Raw genomic sequence first — 15852 nt, forward strand, 5'->3', positions numbered from 1 at the left:
CCCCCTCGACAAGCTCGGGAACGTGGTCGGGATCGGGGGTGGGCCGGGCGCCGGGTCAGACGGCTGGCTGCTCCTCGGCGATCACGACGCCGCCGAGGGTCCGCGTGATCAGCTCGTGGGCGGACTCGCCGGACTCGTCGAGTGACTCGTCGTCATCGCTGACCAGCTGGGACTCGTCCACCACCACCTCGGGCGCACTGGGCCCCGAGGAGGTCGGCCGGATGTTCTGACGGGCCTGCTCCGTCCACCGCGAGGTGTCGGCCGGGGGCTCCGGGGGTTCGGGCGCGCTGGGCGGCGTGCGGGGCCCTGGATCGTCCGATTGCTGGTTGCCCGGCACGGGCGCCGGAGTCTCCTCGCGGGCCGGTACCGCTGGCGCCGACGCCTGCCAATCACCCTGGCCACCACCCTGCGGAGCGGCCGGTGCCTGACCCGACGAAGCGGGAGCCGAGGGCTGCTGCGGCTGGGGCGGCTGCGGTCCACGGCCGGCCGAACCACCGTGGTTGCCATCGATGATGGCCTCCACGCGAAGATCGGCCCCCATCACCTGCACCATGCAGTCCCGCAGCACGTCCTGGCTGCCACCCGACGCAAAGCGGTCGCGAGCGCCGGAATTGCTGAAGCCCAGGGTCAGGACGCCGTCGCGGACATCCATCACCTGCGCGTTCTGACTGAGCAGGATCCAGGCGAAGCGACGTCGGCTCTTGACCTCCTCCAGGACCTGCGGCCACAGCCGACGCACATCGGCGGCCGAGATGCTGCCGCTGGCGACGCGGGGCGGCGCAGCCTGACCGTCGGACGGCTCCGGTGCGGCGGCCTGGGCGGTCGGCCCCTCGGCGGGACGCTGGCCCAGTGGGCCTCCCGCCGGGCGTTGCCCCTGCCCCGGTGCGGGGCGCTGGCCTTGGCCCGGTGCGGGGGCGGGGCCGGGGCGTTGACCGACCGGCGCCTGCTGCTCGGGTGCCTGCTGTTGTGGCGTCGGGCGCTGTTCGGCGGGGGCCGGGGCGCCCTGGCCCTGAGGTTCGACGAGTTGCGGGCCTGCCTCGTGCGCGACAGCGGGCTCCTGCCGCGCGGGAGCTGCGGCGGGCCGCTGTGCCGGGGCCTGCTGCATGGCCGGGGCCTGCTGGGGCGGCATCGCCTGGACCGGAGCCGGCGCCGGCATGTGGGGCGCGGCACCGCCCAGGTCTGCGGTGCTCCAGCTCCCGGCGCTGGGGTCGGCCGGGGCCAGAGCGCCCGGGATGCCGATCCGTCGCTCCAAGCGGTCCAGCCGGGCATGGATGCCACGCCCGTCGACGTCGGCACCGGGCAGCAGCACCCGGGAGCACATCAGTTCGAGGTGCAGACGGGGAGCCGTGGTTCCACGCATGTCGGTCAGGCCGGTGGCGATCACCTCTGCGGCGCGGGTCAGCTCGCCGGCTCCCATGCCGTTGGCCTGGGTCTCCAGCCGTTCGGCCTGGTCACCGGACACGTCGATCAGGCCCGATGAGACGGCATCCGGCACCGCCGCGACGATCACCAGGTCACGCAGGCGACGCAGCAGGTCCTCGGCGAAACGACGGGGGTCCTGCCCCACCTCGATCACCTTGTCGATCGTCGCGAAGACACCCGCGGAATCCCCCGCGGCGAAGGCGTCCATGATCTCGTCGAGCAGCGCATCGGGGGTGTAGCCGAGCAGGGCGGAGGCCTGCTGGTAGCTCACCCCGTCCTCCGCGGCGCCGCCGAGCAATTGGTCCAGCACGCTCAACGAGTCACGCACGGACCCGGCACCGGCGCGTACCACCAGCGGCAGCACGGTCTGGTCGACGGACACCCCCTCGGCCTCGCACAGCGTCGCCAGGTAGTTCTGCAGCACCTTCGGCGGCACCAGCCGGAAGGGGTAGTGGTGGGTGCGGGAGCGGATGGTGCCGATGACCTTCTCCGGCTCCGTCGTCGCGAAGATGAACTTCACGTGTGGCGGGGGCTCCTCCACCAGCTTCAGCATCGCGTTGAAGCCCTGGGCGGTCACCATGTGGGCCTCGTCGATGATGTAGATCTTGTAACGCGAGTGCACCGGCGCGAAGAAGGCACGTTCCCGCAGGTCGCGGGCATCATCGACGCCACCGTGGCTGGCCGCGTCGATCTCGATCACGTCGATGGAGCCACTGCCGCCACGAGCCAGGTCACGACAGCTCTGGCACTGGCCGCAGGGGTTGGGCGTGGGCCCCTGCTCGCAGTTCAGGCAGCGCGCCAGGATGCGGGCGCTGGTGGTCTTGCCGCAGCCGCGTGGGCCGCTGAACAGGTAGGCGTGGTTGACCTTGTTGTTGGTCAGGGCACGCTGCAGTGGATCCGTGACGTGCTCCTGGCCGATCACCTCCGAGAAGGTCTCCGGGCGGTAGCGACGGTAGAGCGCCAGCGGCGCTGCCGGTGCATTGTCCGTGGGCCGCGGCTGGTGCCGGGACGCCGGAGCGGCGAGTTCGGGGGCCAGCGCGTCCAAGCTCCCCGAGTCTGCCGCGGGATCCTCCGCGCCACCCAGGATGAACTCGTCCTCGTCCTCGTCGGAGAGCCCGTCCTCGGGCTCCCGCGTCACGACAGGCGCGACGTCCGGAGGTGCATCCGCCGGGGCCACCTCGTCGAACAACCCGGGACCATCCATCTCGAAGAGGTCGTCGCCCGCATCGGTCGGCTCGTCGTAGTCGTCGTCCACGCCCTGAACCCTAGTTGACGCCTCCGACAAACATGATGGTAGGAGTCTCGTGGAGTCGTGACCCTGCCTCTGACTGGTGCCCTGCTGGGCTACCGACAAACTGATCAGTCCGGCTCCACGAGGCCCAGGGGCGACGACCGCCCGGCCATGACCTAATACGAGCCTGATCGCGAGTCCGGTGTATGTCCTGTCTGGTCGAAGCGGCCGCCGCCTGACCCACTCACCGAGTCCAGGAGCAGGCCATGACCATCATCCCAGAGCCCCACCACCACGTCGCAGGAATCGACTCCCACACCGAGACCATCCACATCGCGGTCATCACCGCCACCGGGCTCGAGGTCGACGACCACGAGTTCACCACCACCACTACCGGCTACCGCAAGGCAGTGGCCTGGCTGGTCGAGCACGGACCTATTGCAGCTGTCGGCATCGAGGGCACCTCCAGCTACGGCATCGGCATCACAGCAGCACTACGAGCCGCGGGCATCACCGTCATCGAGGTCAACCGCACCCGCCCCGCCGAACGCCGCAAGCACGGCAAGACCGACCGCCTCGACGCCTACCGCGCCGCCCGCTGCGTGATCTCTGGAGAAGCGGCCACCCATCCCAAACACGACTCCATCGAGCCCCTTCGAGCCCTGCTGGTCACTCGACGCAGCGCCAACAAGGCCCTCCAAGCCTGCTGGCGCCAAATCCGCAGCCTCTTGGTCAACGCACCCGCCACGCTACGAGACAAATACCGCCAAACCAGCCGCGACAAGCTCATCCGTCATCTCGCTGCCAGCCGCCCCGACCAGATCCATGACGCCGCCCAGGCCCTCACCATGCGAGCCCTGCGATCCCTGGCCCGACGCCACCAGTTCCTGCACGACGAACTGGTCGACCTGGAAGCCCAGCTCGACGAACTCACCACAACCAAGAACCCCGGGCTGCGCGCCATGCACGGAGTCGGGCCGGTCACTGCCGCTGTCCTGCTGGTCACGGCCGGCGACAATCCCGCCCGCCTCGCCACCCCTGCCGGGTTCGCGGCGCTCTGCGGTACCAGCCCGATCCCCGTGTCCTCGGGCAAGACCCAACGCCACCGCCTCTCACGCGGCGGCGACAGGCAGGCCAACTGGGCGCTCCACCAAATCGTGAAGGTCCGCATGGTCCACGACCAACGCACCCGCGACTATCGCGACAAGCACCTCGACGCGGGCTGGACCCTCGCAGCGGTCTACCGGGCACTGAAACGCGCCGTCGCCAGAGAAGTGTTCCGCGCACTCACCGGCAACTGCGAGATCCCGAACTACACAGACCTGCGACCAGCCCGCCAGGCCAAGAAACTCACCCTCACCCACGCCGCCCAGCACTTCAACGTCTGGCCCGCCCACATCTCCGAGATCGAACTCGGCAAACGCCGAGACGACACCCTGGCCCAGAACTACCGAGAATGGCTCCAAGCCGCTTGACGGGAGATAGGAGCATCAGTTTTCGACGATCACCGACGCCTCACCCATCCTAGGATTTCCGCAAGAATACTGTGACCTTATTTAGCTTAGGGTCACCTAAATGTTCTCGATTGTCTTCACACCACTGGAAGTGACCTCCTACGCAGTGCCGCCGGTCTGGCGCCTGCTCACCAAGCTCCTCTACTTCGTCGCCCTGGCCGGCGCCATCGGAGCCACCCTCACCCATGCCCTGGCCCTGCGTCCGTCGCTGCGCCTGGCGCCCAGGGCAGAAGGCCCCGTGCGCCATCGCGTCACCACGGCACTGGGCCTGAGCGGGCTCGCCCTGTTGGCCTGTGGCTACCTGCAGCTGGCCGGGCGAGTGGCCCGCGCCAAGAACGGCCCCTCCTACGGCCAGGCCCTCGCCCCGGGCACCATCGTCGACTACCTGCGCAAGCCTGCCGAAGAGGGCGAGTGGGTCTCCACCGGCATCATGATCGGCCTGCAGAACCTGCTCTTCCTGGCCTGTGCGGTCCTGTTGCTGCTCGCCTGGCGACGCCGCGACGACCGGCTGGCCCTGCCCGCCGGACTGGTCGCCGCCGTGGGCAGCCTGACCGGATCCATCCCCCGCAAGGCCGTCGACGCCGACCATCTGGCCAGCGCCGTCGCCGTCCAGGCGCACATCATCGGCGGCAGCGTGTGGCTCGGCGGGCTCGGACTGCTGGCCGCAATCTCCCTTGCCCGGCGCCACGGCGATGCCGAGGAGAATGCCGCCTGGGCCCAGGCGTGGAGCCATTTCGGCACCGTCGCGCTGTGGTCCGTCGGCGCAGTGGTGGCCTCTGGGCTGTGGCTGACCCGACGCGAGGTGGGCAGCATCGACCAGCTGTGGACCACCATCTTCGGGCGGGTGCTGCTGGCCAAGTTGGTGCTGGTGGCCGCCCTGTTCGCAGCCGGCGCCTGGAACCAGCTGGTCCTGATGCCCGCGATCGCCCGGGAACAGCGCCGCAACCACCAGCAACGAGTGGGCGAGCTGGTGCTGACGCACTTCCCGCGCGTGGTGGCGACGGAGACGGTGATCGGCCTGGGCGTGCTGGCCTGCGTCAGTTTCCTGGTGGGCTCGGCCCGTGGCGAGGCGGGCCAGCCCGAGGCGGGACCGATCGCCCTGCCGCTGCTGGGGATCGGCCTGGTCATGATCGGCATGATGGCCGCCTCCTTCTGGGCGACGACCCGCGCCTCGGCCGCCCTGGCCCGGCTGGAGGCCCCCGTCGAGGCACCCCACCGCACCGCGGACGCAGTCGGCGCCCCCAGCTGAACCCCCACGCCATTTGCAGTCCCCGCTCCCCGACGCCCAGCTGCTGGGCGCCGGGGAGCTCCCCCGTGTCAGTGCTTCGGACACAATGAGGCCGTGGCATCCCCCGAAGACATGGCCGCCGCGGTGGCCGACTCCATGCGGCAGCGCACCGGCCACAGCCTCGACGAGTGGGTCGGAATCGTCGAGCAGGGCTCCGGGCTGGATCCGCTGGACCAGCTGGCCGTGCGCCGCTGGTTGCGCGACGAGCACGGCATCGCCCAGAACTCGCAGTGGGCCATCGCCTTCGAGGTGGCTGGCCGGGCCGGCTGGACGATGCCCACGCCGCAGCAGTTCGCGGACCAGATGTACGTCGGGAAGAAGGAGCCGCTGCGCCCCGTCCACGACACCCTGGTGGCCGCCGCGGAGGCCTGTGGTCCCGAGGCACACGTCGAGGGCCGCGCCACCTACACGCCCATCGTGCGCGCCCGGCAGTTCGCTGCCGTGGGGCCTGGCCCGCGGCTCACGGTTCGGCTGGGCCTCCGCTTCCGCGAGGCGCCCGGCGGGATGGAACCCGCCAAGGCTTTTGCCCAGGCGACCCACTGGATGCACTTCGGCACCGACGTCGACCCACAGGCCGCCGTGCAGCAGGCCCGCGAGTTGCTGGCGCTGGCCTACGAGCAGAACGGCTAGCCGCAAGAGCCTCGCCCCACACCACGATCCCCGAGCTTGCCAAGGGGCGGCGAGGCCCGCCAGAACGCAAAGGGGCCCCCGCGCACCTGGAAGAGCTCACTTACCCTTGCTGTCTTTCGACCCTGGGGGAGTTGGGCGAGGTACCACCGCGCGGGGACCTTGGGAATACTCTAGCGCCCGCTGCGGCCCGTCGACCAATCCACTCGGCCTCCTGATGATCGGCCCGATCGGTGGGATTGAACACGACAGCCTGTCGTGGGAGCTAGCGTTTCCCCGCCGGGCCGTCGGGCCCTGCCTTGTTCCGTGAAGGAAACCACGATGAGTACTGACCCCCAGGCCGAAGGCCAGCTACAACGGAGTCTGTCCAACCGCCACGTCCAGTTGATCGCCATCGGTGGCGCAATTGGCACCGGCCTGTTCATGGGATCCGGAAAGACCGTCCACGCCGCCGGCCCTTCGCTGGTACTGGTGTACCTGATCATCGGCGTGATGCTCTTCTTCGTGATGCGCGCCATGGGCGAACTGCTCCTGTTCAACCTGAAGTACAAGTCCTTCCAGGACTTCAGCGCCGACATGCTGGGCCCTTGGGCCGGCTTCTTCTCCGGGTGGACCTACTGGCTGTGCTGGGTGGTCACCGGCATGGCGGACCTGGTGGCCATCAGCGGCTACTGGGACTACTGGGTGCACAACAAGCCCCTGTCCGTGGGGCTGGCCTGCGCCGTGATGATCGCCCTGCTGGGGCTCAACCTTCTGACCGTGAAGCTCTTCGGTGAGCTGGAGTTCTGGTTCGCGCTGATCAAGGTGATCGCCATCCTGGTGCTGATCGTCGCAGCCCTCTACATGGTGGTCACGCACTTCAAGGCACCCAACGGACAGGTCGCTGCCATCAGCAACCTGTGGAGCCACGGCGGCTTCTTCCCGACTGGATTCAAGGGCTTCTTTGCGGCCTTCCAGATTGCCGTCTTCGCCTTCGTCGGCATCGAGCTGGTGGGTACCACGTCGGCCGAGACCAAGGATCCGGAGAAGACGCTGCCCAAGGCCATCAACTCCATCCCCGTGCGCGTCATCTTCTTCTACGTCTTCGCGCTGCTGGCCATCATGATGGTCACGCCGTGGGACGAGGTGAACCCCGCCGTCAGCCCCTTCGTGAACCTCTTCGGCCTGATCGGCCTGAGCGCAGCGGCGTCCGTGATGAACTTCGTGGTGCTGACCTCCGCGTCGAGCTCCTGCAATTCCGGCATCTACTCCACGTCGCGGATGCTCTACGGCCTCGCGCACCGCGGGATGAGCCCAAAGCGCTTCGGCAAGCTGTCCGGCAATGGCGTGCCCGTCGCGGGCCTGGTGATGAGCGTCTCCCTGATCCTCACCGCCGTGCTGCTGATGCTCAGCGACTCCATCATGGGTGCATTCACCGTGGTCACCACCATCTCCGCGGTGCTCTTCATCTTCGTGTGGGGCCTGATCCTGCTGAGCTACATGAAGTACCTCAAGCGCTTCCCCGAGGCGCACGCCAAGAGCATCTTCCCGATGCCCGGCGCCCGGTTCATGCCGCAGGTGGTGCTGGTCTTCTTCGCCTTCGTACTGGTGCTGCTGACCCAGGAGAAGGACACCCTGCAGGCCCTCATGGTGACGCCGCTGTGGTTCATCATCCTGGGCGCCGGCTGGTACTTCGGCCGGCACCACGCCGTGCCCGACGCCGATGACGTCACCCCCGGTGAGCTGTACGACGAGATCCTCAACCGCAAGCACTGAGGCCCAGTCCGCACGTCGCGATACTTGTTCGACGTCGATGACCTAGCTGTACTGGCCGGGGACGTTGGTCAATCGTGAGAAGGGCGGCTGGTTGCCGCAGGCCGTGTGGGGCCGGTGCTGGTTGTAGTAGTGCAGCCAGCCATCGAGCTCGCCGCGGCGTTCGGCCTCTGAGGTGTAGCAACGGGCATAGGCCCAGCCATCGGCCAGGGTCCGATGGAAGCGTTCGATCTTCCCGTTGGTCTGCGGCCGATACGGCCGAGTGCGCTTGTGCTTGATGCCCAGCTCTTGGCAGGTGTCGCGCCATAGATGCGACTTGTAGGCGCCGCCATTGTCGGACAGGACCCGCTCGACGGTGGCCCCGTGGGCGTTGAACCACTCAACAGCCCGCACCAGTACGGCGGTCGCGGTGAGGGCGGTTTCGTCGTCGTGGATCTCGGCGTAGGCGACGCGGGAATGGTCGTCGATGACGGTGTGGACGTAGGCCTTGCCCATCAACGGGTCGTAGTGCTTGTTCCTGGGCTTGCCTGGTGTGGCGGCTCGGTTCTTCCCTCCTTGTCGGCGGCCGACGTAGCGCCAGCCTCCGCCGTCGGGGATGTTGCCGAGCTTCTTCACGTCGACGTGGAGCATGGCGCCGGGGTGGTCGTGTTCGTAGCGGCGGATGGGTTCACCGGTGGCACGGTCGACGTGGGTGAGCCGGTTGAGGTGGCAGGACGAGAGGATGCGGTGGACGGTGGAGGGGGCGATCCCGAGTCGTGGTGCGAGCTGCACTGGCCCTTCGCGGAGTCGCATGCGCAGGCTGATGCAGCGCTTGACGACCTTCGGGTGGGTCTTGTTCGGGCTGTGGTGTGGTCGTGAGGACCGGTCGTGCATGGACTCGCCGGCGCGGTAGCGGTCGGCCCAGCGCTTCGCGGTGGGCCAGGAGACCTGGAAGCGAGCGGCGACCTCGCTGATCGGCCATCCTTCCTCGACGACGAGTTGGGCTACCTTCAGGCGGTGGCGAGGGGTCAGTGCAGCATTGGGGTGGGACATGGACGTCCTCCAAGGTGTGATGGGCGGCCACCTCACGGTGGCCGCCCATCACAGGCTCCTCGCCGCGGAGCGACCGACGGGAAGGGTCAGTTGTTCTGGTTGCTCACTTCTGCGGCCCAGGCACCGACCCGGCGAGCTGATTCCTCATCGCTGAGGTCCTCGACCCGCGTCATCACCGACCACCGGATCCCGAACGGATCGCGGATGCTCCCGTAGCGGTCGCCAGAGACGAAACCCGTCACAGCCTCGCGCAGCACAGCACCGCGAGCGACTGCGGTCTCAACGACCCTGTCGACGTCCGCGACGTAGATGCCGAGGGAGAACTGCGCGTCTTCGGCCTCTGGATCCAGCGCCAGCAGGTGATAGTCCTTCATCGCCGGCCCCAGCTGGAGGCGACCACACCCGAAGTCGAGCTCGGCGTGGATGATCGCCCCCTCCATCTCGGTGGAGTTGACCACGCGTGCGCCGAACACGTCGGTGTAGAACGCCAACGCTGCCTTCGGATCCTCGAGTGCAACGAACGGAGTCAGGCTGGAGAAACCCTTCGGGCGACCGTTGTCGGTGTACTCGCCATGGGCAGGGGTAACTGGTGCAGTCGTCATGACCTCCACGCTAGGGACTGCTGGTGCGGGTGGTCTTGTAGATTCCGGCCATGACCACACCGTCTGACGTCAGTGGACGGGGCCCATTGTTCCCAGCGGAACTTCCCTTCGATTTCACCCGGATCCCACCCGGCCCCGCAGCCAAGGACTTGGTGGCCTGGTGGTGGACCACCACGTGGGACCTCCCCTCGGGGCACCACTCGTCGCAAGAACTCCTAGCCTTCCCCGCGAGCAACCTCGCCTTCGAAATGGATCAGGTGCGCTTCTGGGGACCCACCACGCGGCGCTCCACACGAGTCCTGGTCGGGCAGGGCTGGGTACTTGGCGCCCTGCTACGTCCGGCAGCAGTGCCCGCCTTCACTCAACAACCGGCAGCCTGCCGCGACGATTCTGTCCCTGTATCCGCCCTCGAACTCCACGAAACAGTTCAGGCATCAAGCGGCAACCTTGCCGCTGTCATCGGTGAAGTCGAGGTGTGGCTTGCACACCACGTGGGCACGCTGGCCGACGAGGCTCACCAAGCCAACCGTTTGGCCGACCTGGCCATCACTGACTCCACCATCGCCACGGTGCAAAACCTCGCGGGCGCCTTGGGGATCTCGACCCGAACGGTCAACCGCCTCACCACGAAGTACGTGGGTCTATCGCCCTACACGATGATCCGCCGCCGACGCCTCCAAGAAGCGACCGAATGGATCCGGGACAACCCAGATGAAACGCTGGCCGATGTCGCAGTCCGCTACGGCTTCGTTGACCAGGCGCACCTGAGCCGTGAAGCGCGCACTCTTCTTGGGCTGACCCTCACGGACTACCGCATGCGCACGATCAGGCCGTGACGATACCCGCCTAGCCTCAATCAACGTGTCCGGTCAGTACACCTGATATGGGTGTGGGTTTTGTCAAGAGGGCAGGACGAGGCGCCGCCGGGCTGGATGCCTGGCGGCGCCTCTCCTGTGTTGACCTGAAGTGGATGTGGTCAGGGGTTTCGCGTGTCTATACGACGGCGATGTCAGTCTGATATTCGCGGGTTGGTTACCGCAGGACGGTGCTTTCGGCTCGGAACGTCACGCGTGTCTAGGATCGAGCGTCGCCGCCGGTCAGGGCGGCTGCTCATAGGTGTTTCGCGGGTCGTTCCGGTCGCTGCGTCACCCCATGACCGGCCGGTCTTCAGGTCAAGTTTGTGGGCCTCGACGTCAGTCGTCGAGGACGGCGAGGGACCAGCACCACCCGGCGAGTTCGCGGGCGATCGCGGCGTTGGCGATGTTGTTGGCCTTCTTGCGGGCTTTGAACTGGTTCCAGCGATGGTTCAACCGCCGGTTGCCCAGGTCACCGCGGGCCCGGGCAGCCGGGGACGCAAGATCCCAACGGTCACGGATCGTCTTGCCGGGAACGTAGCGGTGCTGGTGGTGCCAAGCGGCCTCGACCAGCAGCCGCCGGGCATGACCGTTGCCGGTCTTCGTGATCGGACCGAGTGAGCGTGACTGGCCGGATGAGTTCTCGGACGGGACGAGGCCGACGAAAGATCCGATGGAGTTCCCGGTGAACCGGGTCCAGTCGCCGATCTCGACCGCCAGACCGAACCCTGTCAGCGTCGAGATCCCCCGCAGACAGCCGAGCCGGTGGATGGTGTTGGTCCAAGGACTGTCGGCAGCCATGGCGGTGATGCGCTCGTCGAGACGATCACGGCGCGCCGTGATCGTGACAACACTGTCGTAGGCCTCATCGAAGGCGGCCTGGACCAAGGGCGAGTCGAAGTGCTGGCGTTTGAGCCAGGCGTCATGCGCGTTGCTCCAGGTCTGCCCGCCCGAATAGACGATCCCGTGACGCAGCAGCAGCTTCGACAACCGATGCCTGGCACGCATCAAGTCACTACGGCAGTCCTCGCGGGTCCTCACCAGGTCACGAGCAGCCTCGGTCAGCTCATCAGGAACCGCGACCGCAGTGAACGCGTCCAGCCGGAGCAGCATCGAGAGGTGTTCAGCGTCGATCGCATCAGTCTTCACCCTCGATCCGGCTGGCCTCTGGAGCTTGGACGGCGCGGCGACCACCGTTCGGATGTCATTGCCCAGCAGGGTCCGGGCCAGACCGTAACCGGTCGGGCCAGCCTCATAGATCGCCGCGGCCGGGCCGGGCAGGGCCTTGATCCAGGCCGTCACTTCCACAGGGTCGGGGCAGAGTCGGGCTTTGAAGATCTCGCCGGTCTGGACGTCCATCGCATGCGCCACCACGGAGCGGGCATGCACATCCAGACCAACACTCGTACGCTCGGTAAACAACCGGGGCCTCCCACGTATGTCGGAAAGGCCAGACAGGCCCACCCTGTCCGGCAACCCACGAATCGTTGCGCGGCGAGGCCCCGGCCTGCCAGAGCTCTCACCCCTGAATCGGGGTCACCCATACCGTCTAGATGTTTGAGGTCATCACGTTCATGACGCGGGCTGGGGTGCGGGTGGCTGGTGGCTGGTTCCCGCAGGCGGTGTGGGTCCGATGGTAGTTGTAGTGGACGTTCCAGACCTTGATGGCTGCGCTGCGTTGGGCGTCTGAGGTGAACGGTCGGGCGTAGAGGAATTCCTCGGCCAGGATCCGGTTGTAGCGTTCGACCTTGCCGTTGTGTCGGGGGGTGTAGGCCCGGATGTACTGGTGCTTCGCGACGTGGCCGGTGATGGAGCGTTCGAAGGCGTGGGCCTTGTAGCAGGGCCCGTTGTCGGTGACCAGCCGGGTGATCCGGCCGATTCCGTGGAGCGAGAACCAGGCGCGGGCGCGGGCCCAGAACCCGATCACGGTGGTGGCTTTCTCGTCGGGCAGGGCTTCGGTGTAGGCCAGCCTGCTGAACCCGTCGATGGCCGAGTGGAAGTAGGTGTAACCCACCTTCTGGCCCTTCTTCGCGCGGTTCGCTTGGCGTGCTTGGTCGGAGTCGCGGCCGTGGATGCGCCAGCCGCCGCCGTCGGGGATCTTGCCCGCCTTCTTCACATCCATGTGGATCATGTGGCCGGGGTAGCGGGCCGTGATCTTCTGGGGTTCCCGCACGGGTTCGCCGTCGAGGTCGAGGAAGCGACGCCGGTGCAGGTTGTGGAGCCGTAGGTGGCGTTGGATCGTGGAGGTCGAGACCCGCAAGCCGTGTTTCTCGGCGAGTTCGGTGCTGATCTTGGCCGCGGACCACTTCTTGGCCCGGCGCAGCTTCAGCGCTTCCTCGATCACGTTGTCGGGGGTTCGGGTGGGGCTGGTGTGTGGGGCGCTGGAGCCGTCCAGCAGCCCTGGGTCGCCGAGGTCGCGGTGCCGGTTGACCCATTTGGAGGCGCAGGCGCGGGAGATGCCCATCTCCTTCGCGACGTGGGCGATCGGGCGGTGCTGGCAGCGTTCCACGAGCCGGCGGCGGCCCTCCAGGGACAGGGGTGCGTTAGCGTGGGTGTTCAAGGGCAGGTCTTTCTGACTCAACGTGATGACGGCTTAGACACCACTCATCCTGTCGAGAGACCTGCCCCCTTCGCATCCCCAGCCGTGTCTACAACGTCATGACCCGCAACACCTGATATGGGTGTGGGTTTTGTCAAGAGGGCAGGACGAGGCGCCGCCGGGCTGGATGCCTGGCGGCGCCTCTCCTGTGTTGACCTGAAGTGGATGTGGTCAGGGGTTTCGCGTGTCTATACGACGGCGATGTCAGTCTGATATTCGCGGGTTGGTTACCGCAGGACGGTGCTTTCGGCTCGGAACGTCACGCGTGTCTAGGATCGAGCGTCGCCGCCGGTCAGGGCGGCTGCTCATAGGTGTTTCGCGGGTCGTTCCGGTCGCTGCGTCACCCCATGACCGGCCGGTCTTCAGGTCAAGTTTGTGGGCCTCGACGTCAGTCGTCGAGGACGGCGAGGGACCAGCACCACCCGGCGAGTTCGCGGGCGATCGCGGCGTTGGCGATGTTGTTGGCCTTCTTGCGGGCTTTGAACTGGTTCCAGCGATGGTTCAACCGCCGGTTGCCCAGGTCACCGCGGGCCCGGGCAGCCGGGGACGCAAGATCCCAACGGTCACGGATCGTCTTGCCGGGAACGTAGCGGTGCTGGTGGTGCCAAGCGGCCTCGACCAGCAGCCGCCGGGCATGACCGTTGCCGGTCTTCGTGATCGGACCGAGTGAGCGTGACTGGCCGGATGAGTTCTCGGACGGGACGAGGCCGACGAAAGATCCGATGGAGTTCCCGGTGAACCGGGTCCAGTCGCCGATCTCGACCGCCAGACCGAACCCTGTCAGCGTCGAGATCCCCCGCAGACAGCCGAGCCGGTGGATGGTGTTGGTCCAAGGACTGTCGGCAGCCATGGCGGTGATGCGCTCGTCGAGACGATCACGGCGCGCCGTGATCGTGACAACACTGTCGTAGGCCTCATCGAAGGCGGCCTGGACCAAGGGCGAGTCGAAGTGCTGGCGTTTGAGCCAGGCGTCATGCGCGTTGCTCCAGGTCTGCCCGCCCGAATAGACGATCCCGTGACGCAGCAGCAGCTTCGACAACCGATGCCTGGCACGCATCAAGTCACTACGGCAGTCCTCGCGGGTCCTCACCAGGTCACGAGCAGCCTCGGTCAGCTCATCAGGAACCGCGACCGCAGTGAACGCGTCCAGCCGGAGCAGCATCGAGAGGTGTTCAGCGTCGATCGCATCAGTCTTCACCCTCGATCCGGCTGGCCTCTGGAGCTTGGACGGCGCGGCGACCACCGTTCGGATGTCATTGCCCAGCAGGGTCCGGGCCAGACCGTAACCGGTCGGGCCAGCCTCATAGATCGCCGCGGCCGGGCCGGGCAGGGCCTTGATCCAGGCCGTCACTTCCACAGGGTCGGGGCAGAGTCGGGCTTTGAAGATCTCGCCGGTCTGGACGTCCATCGCATGCGCCACCACGGAGCGGGCATGCACATCCAGACCAACACTCGTACGCTCGGTAAACAACCGGGGCCTCCCACGTATGTCGGAAAGGCCAGACAGGCCCACCCTGTCCGGCAACCCACGAATCGTTGCGCGGCGAGGCCCCGGCCTGCCAGAGCTCTCACCCCTGAATCGGGGTCACCCATACCGTCTAGATGTTTGAGGTCATCACGTTCATGACGCGGGCTGGGGTGCGGGTGGCTGGTGGCTGGTTCCCGCAGGCGGTGTGGGTCCGATGGTAGTTGTAGTGGACGTTCCAGACCTTGATGGCTGCGCTGCGTTGGGCGTCTGAGGTGAACGGTCGGGCGTAGAGGAATTCCTCGGCCAGGATCCGGTTGTAGCGTTCGACCTTGCCGTTGTGTCGGGGGGTGTAGGCCCGGATGTACTGGTGCTTCGCGACGTGGCCGGTGATGGAGCGTTCGAAGGCGTGGGCCTTGTAGCAGGGCCCGTTGTCGGTGACCAGCCGGGTGATCCGGCCGATTCCGTGGAGCGAGAACCAGGCGCGGGCGCGGGCCCAGAACCCGATCACGGTGGTGGCTTTCTCGTCGGGCAGGGCTTCGGTGTAGGCCAGCCTGCTGAACCCGTCGATGGCCGAGTGGAAGTAGGTGTAACCCACCTTCTGGCCCTTCTTCGCGCGGTTCGCTTGGCGTGCTTGGTCGGAGTCGCGGCCGTGGATGCGCCAGCCGCCGCCGTCGGGGATCTTGCCCGCCTTCTTCACATCCATGTGGATCATGTGGCCGGGGTAGCGGGCCGTGATCTTCTGGGGTTCCCGCACGGGTTCGCCGTCGAGGTCGAGGAAGCGACGCCGGTGCAGGTTGTGGAGCCGTAGGTGGCGTTGGATCGTGGAGGTCGAGACCCGCAAGCCGTGTTTCTCGGCGAGTTCGGTGCTGATCTTGGCCGCGGACCACTTCTTGGCCCGGCGCAGCTTCAGCGCTTCCTCGATCACGTTGTCGGGGGTTCGGGTGGGGCTGGTGTGTGGGGCGCTGGAGCCGTCCAGCAGCCCTGGGTCGCCGAGGTCGCGGTGCCGGTTGACCCATTTGGAGGCGCAGGCGCGGGAGATGCCCATCTCCTTCGCGACGTGGGCGATCGGGCGGTGCTGGCAGCGTTCCACGAGCCGGCGGCGGCCCTCCAGGGACAGGGGTGCGTTAGCGTGGGTGTTCAAGGGCAGGTCTTTCTGACTCAACGTGATGACGGCTTAGACACCACTCATCCTGTCGAGAGACCTGCCCCCTTCGCATCCCCAGCCGTGTCTACAACGTCATGACCCGCAACACCTGATATGGGTGTGGGTTTTGTCAAGAGGGCAGGACGAGGCGCCGCCGGGCTGGATGCCTGGCGGCGCCTCTCCTGTGTTGACCTGAAGTGGATGTGGTCAGGGGTTTCGCGTGTCTATACGACGGCGATGTCAGTCTGATATTCGCGGGTTGGTTACCGCAGGACGGTGCTTTCGGCTCGGAACGTCACGCGTGTCTAGGATCGAGCGT

12 protein-coding genes and 1 other RNA gene are annotated in these 15852 nt (G+C 67.1%); 5 read left to right on the top strand and 8 right to left on the bottom strand.

Annotated elements, in window-relative coordinates:
- Positions 1-55: 55 nt before the first annotated feature.
- The gene (locus tag EDD41_RS07970) at positions 56-2677 is read right to left on the bottom strand and encodes a DNA polymerase III subunit gamma and tau (protein ID WP_425454332.1); all 2622 of its coding nucleotides are present in this window, start codon (positions 2675-2677) and stop codon (positions 56-58) included.
- A 242-nt stretch (positions 2678-2919) separates the two neighbouring features.
- Between EDD41_RS07970 and EDD41_RS07975 the strand changes: the two genes are divergently transcribed.
- The 3 genes from EDD41_RS07975 (at position 2920) to EDD41_RS07985 (ending at position 6085) form a co-directional block, all read left to right on the top strand.
- Positions 2920-4128, top strand: a complete 1209-nt coding sequence (locus tag EDD41_RS07975; protein WP_094763584.1) for an IS110 family RNA-guided transposase — start codon at positions 2920-2922, stop codon at positions 4126-4128.
- 100 nt (positions 4129-4228) lie between these two features.
- Positions 4229-5416: a copper resistance D family protein gene (locus tag EDD41_RS07980; RefSeq protein ID WP_123575530.1), complete on the top strand. Its 1188-nt coding sequence runs from the start codon at positions 4229-4231 to the stop codon at positions 5414-5416.
- 93 nt (positions 5417-5509) lie between these two features.
- Entirely contained in the window at positions 5510-6085 is a 576-nt protein-coding gene (locus tag EDD41_RS07985; protein ID WP_123575531.1) for a DUF4287 domain-containing protein, read from the top strand.
- 66 nt (positions 6086-6151) lie between these two features.
- Here EDD41_RS07985 and ffs read toward each other — a convergent pair.
- An RNA gene (gene ffs, locus EDD41_RS07990) (signal recognition particle sRNA small type) lies at positions 6152-6248 on the bottom strand.
- 155 nt (positions 6249-6403) lie between these two features.
- Between ffs and EDD41_RS07995 the strand changes: the two genes are divergently transcribed.
- Positions 6404-7837 carry an amino acid permease gene (locus tag EDD41_RS07995; protein WP_094765231.1) on the top strand — a complete coding sequence of 478 codons (1434 nt, stop codon included), beginning with the start codon at positions 6404-6406 and terminating at the stop codon, positions 7835-7837.
- Between the two features lie 42 nt (positions 7838-7879).
- Here the strand turns inward: EDD41_RS07995 and EDD41_RS08000 are convergent, their stop codons facing one another.
- Both EDD41_RS08000 and EDD41_RS08005 read right to left on the bottom strand, forming a co-directional pair.
- Positions 7880-8866: an IS481 family transposase gene (locus tag EDD41_RS08000; RefSeq protein ID WP_094765232.1), complete on the bottom strand. Its 987-nt coding sequence runs from the start codon at positions 8864-8866 to the stop codon at positions 7880-7882.
- Between the two features lie 86 nt (positions 8867-8952).
- Entirely contained in the window at positions 8953-9468 is a 516-nt protein-coding gene (locus tag EDD41_RS08005) for a VOC family protein (protein ID WP_094765233.1), read from the bottom strand.
- A 50-nt stretch (positions 9469-9518) separates the two neighbouring features.
- Here EDD41_RS08005 and EDD41_RS08010 point away from each other — a divergent pair, with 50 nt between their 5' ends.
- Positions 9519-10304 carry a helix-turn-helix domain-containing protein gene (locus EDD41_RS08010; protein ID WP_094765234.1) on the top strand — a complete coding sequence of 262 codons (786 nt, stop codon included), beginning with the start codon at positions 9519-9521 and terminating at the stop codon, positions 10302-10304.
- Between the two features lie 357 nt (positions 10305-10661).
- Here EDD41_RS08010 and EDD41_RS08015 read toward each other — a convergent pair whose 3' ends face one another.
- From EDD41_RS08015 to EDD41_RS08030, 4 genes are all read right to left on the bottom strand, one after another.
- The gene (locus EDD41_RS08015; protein ID WP_123574949.1) at positions 10662-11744 is read right to left on the bottom strand and encodes an IS110 family RNA-guided transposase; all 1083 of its coding nucleotides are present in this window, start codon (positions 11742-11744) and stop codon (positions 10662-10664) included.
- 127 nt (positions 11745-11871) lie between these two features.
- On the bottom strand, positions 11872-12882 hold the full coding sequence (locus EDD41_RS08020; RefSeq protein ID WP_123575532.1) for an IS481 family transposase: 1011 nt from the start codon (positions 12880-12882) through the stop codon (positions 11872-11874).
- Positions 12883-13309: 427 nt separating this feature from the next.
- Complete coding sequence (locus EDD41_RS08025) at positions 13310-14392, bottom strand: IS110 family RNA-guided transposase (RefSeq protein ID WP_123574949.1); 1083 nt, start codon at positions 14390-14392, stop codon at positions 13310-13312.
- A 127-nt stretch (positions 14393-14519) separates the two neighbouring features.
- Positions 14520-15530 (bottom strand): IS481 family transposase, encoded by a 1011-nt coding sequence (locus EDD41_RS08030; protein WP_123575532.1) that lies wholly within the window; start codon positions 15528-15530, stop codon positions 14520-14522.
- Between the last annotated feature and the right edge of the window lie 322 nt (positions 15531-15852).

The sequence above is a fragment of the Luteococcus japonicus genome, assembly GCF_003752415.1.
Lineage (GTDB): Bacteria > Actinomycetota > Actinomycetes > Propionibacteriales > Propionibacteriaceae > Luteococcus > Luteococcus japonicus.

What these genes read in the sequence shown, in the direction of transcription:
- EDD41_RS07975 (WP_094763584.1), top strand. Translation starts at nt 2,920, where the DNA reads ATGACCATCATCCCAGAGCCCCACCACCACGTCGCAGGAATCGACTCC.
- EDD41_RS07980 (WP_123575530.1), top strand. Translation starts at nt 4,229, where the DNA reads ATGTTCTCGATTGTCTTCACACCACTGGAAGTGACCTCCTACGCAGTG.
- EDD41_RS08000 (WP_094765232.1), bottom strand. Translation starts at nt 8,866, where the DNA reads ATGTCCCACCCCAATGCTGCACTGACCCCTCGCCACCGCCTGAAGGTA.
- EDD41_RS08005 (WP_094765233.1), bottom strand. Translation starts at nt 9,468, where the DNA reads ATGACGACTGCACCAGTTACCCCTGCCCATGGCGAGTACACCGACAAC.
- EDD41_RS07995 (WP_094765231.1), top strand. Translation starts at nt 6,404, where the DNA reads ATGAGTACTGACCCCCAGGCCGAAGGCCAGCTACAACGGAGTCTGTCC.
- EDD41_RS08010 (WP_094765234.1), top strand. Translation starts at nt 9,519, where the DNA reads ATGACCACACCGTCTGACGTCAGTGGACGGGGCCCATTGTTCCCAGCG.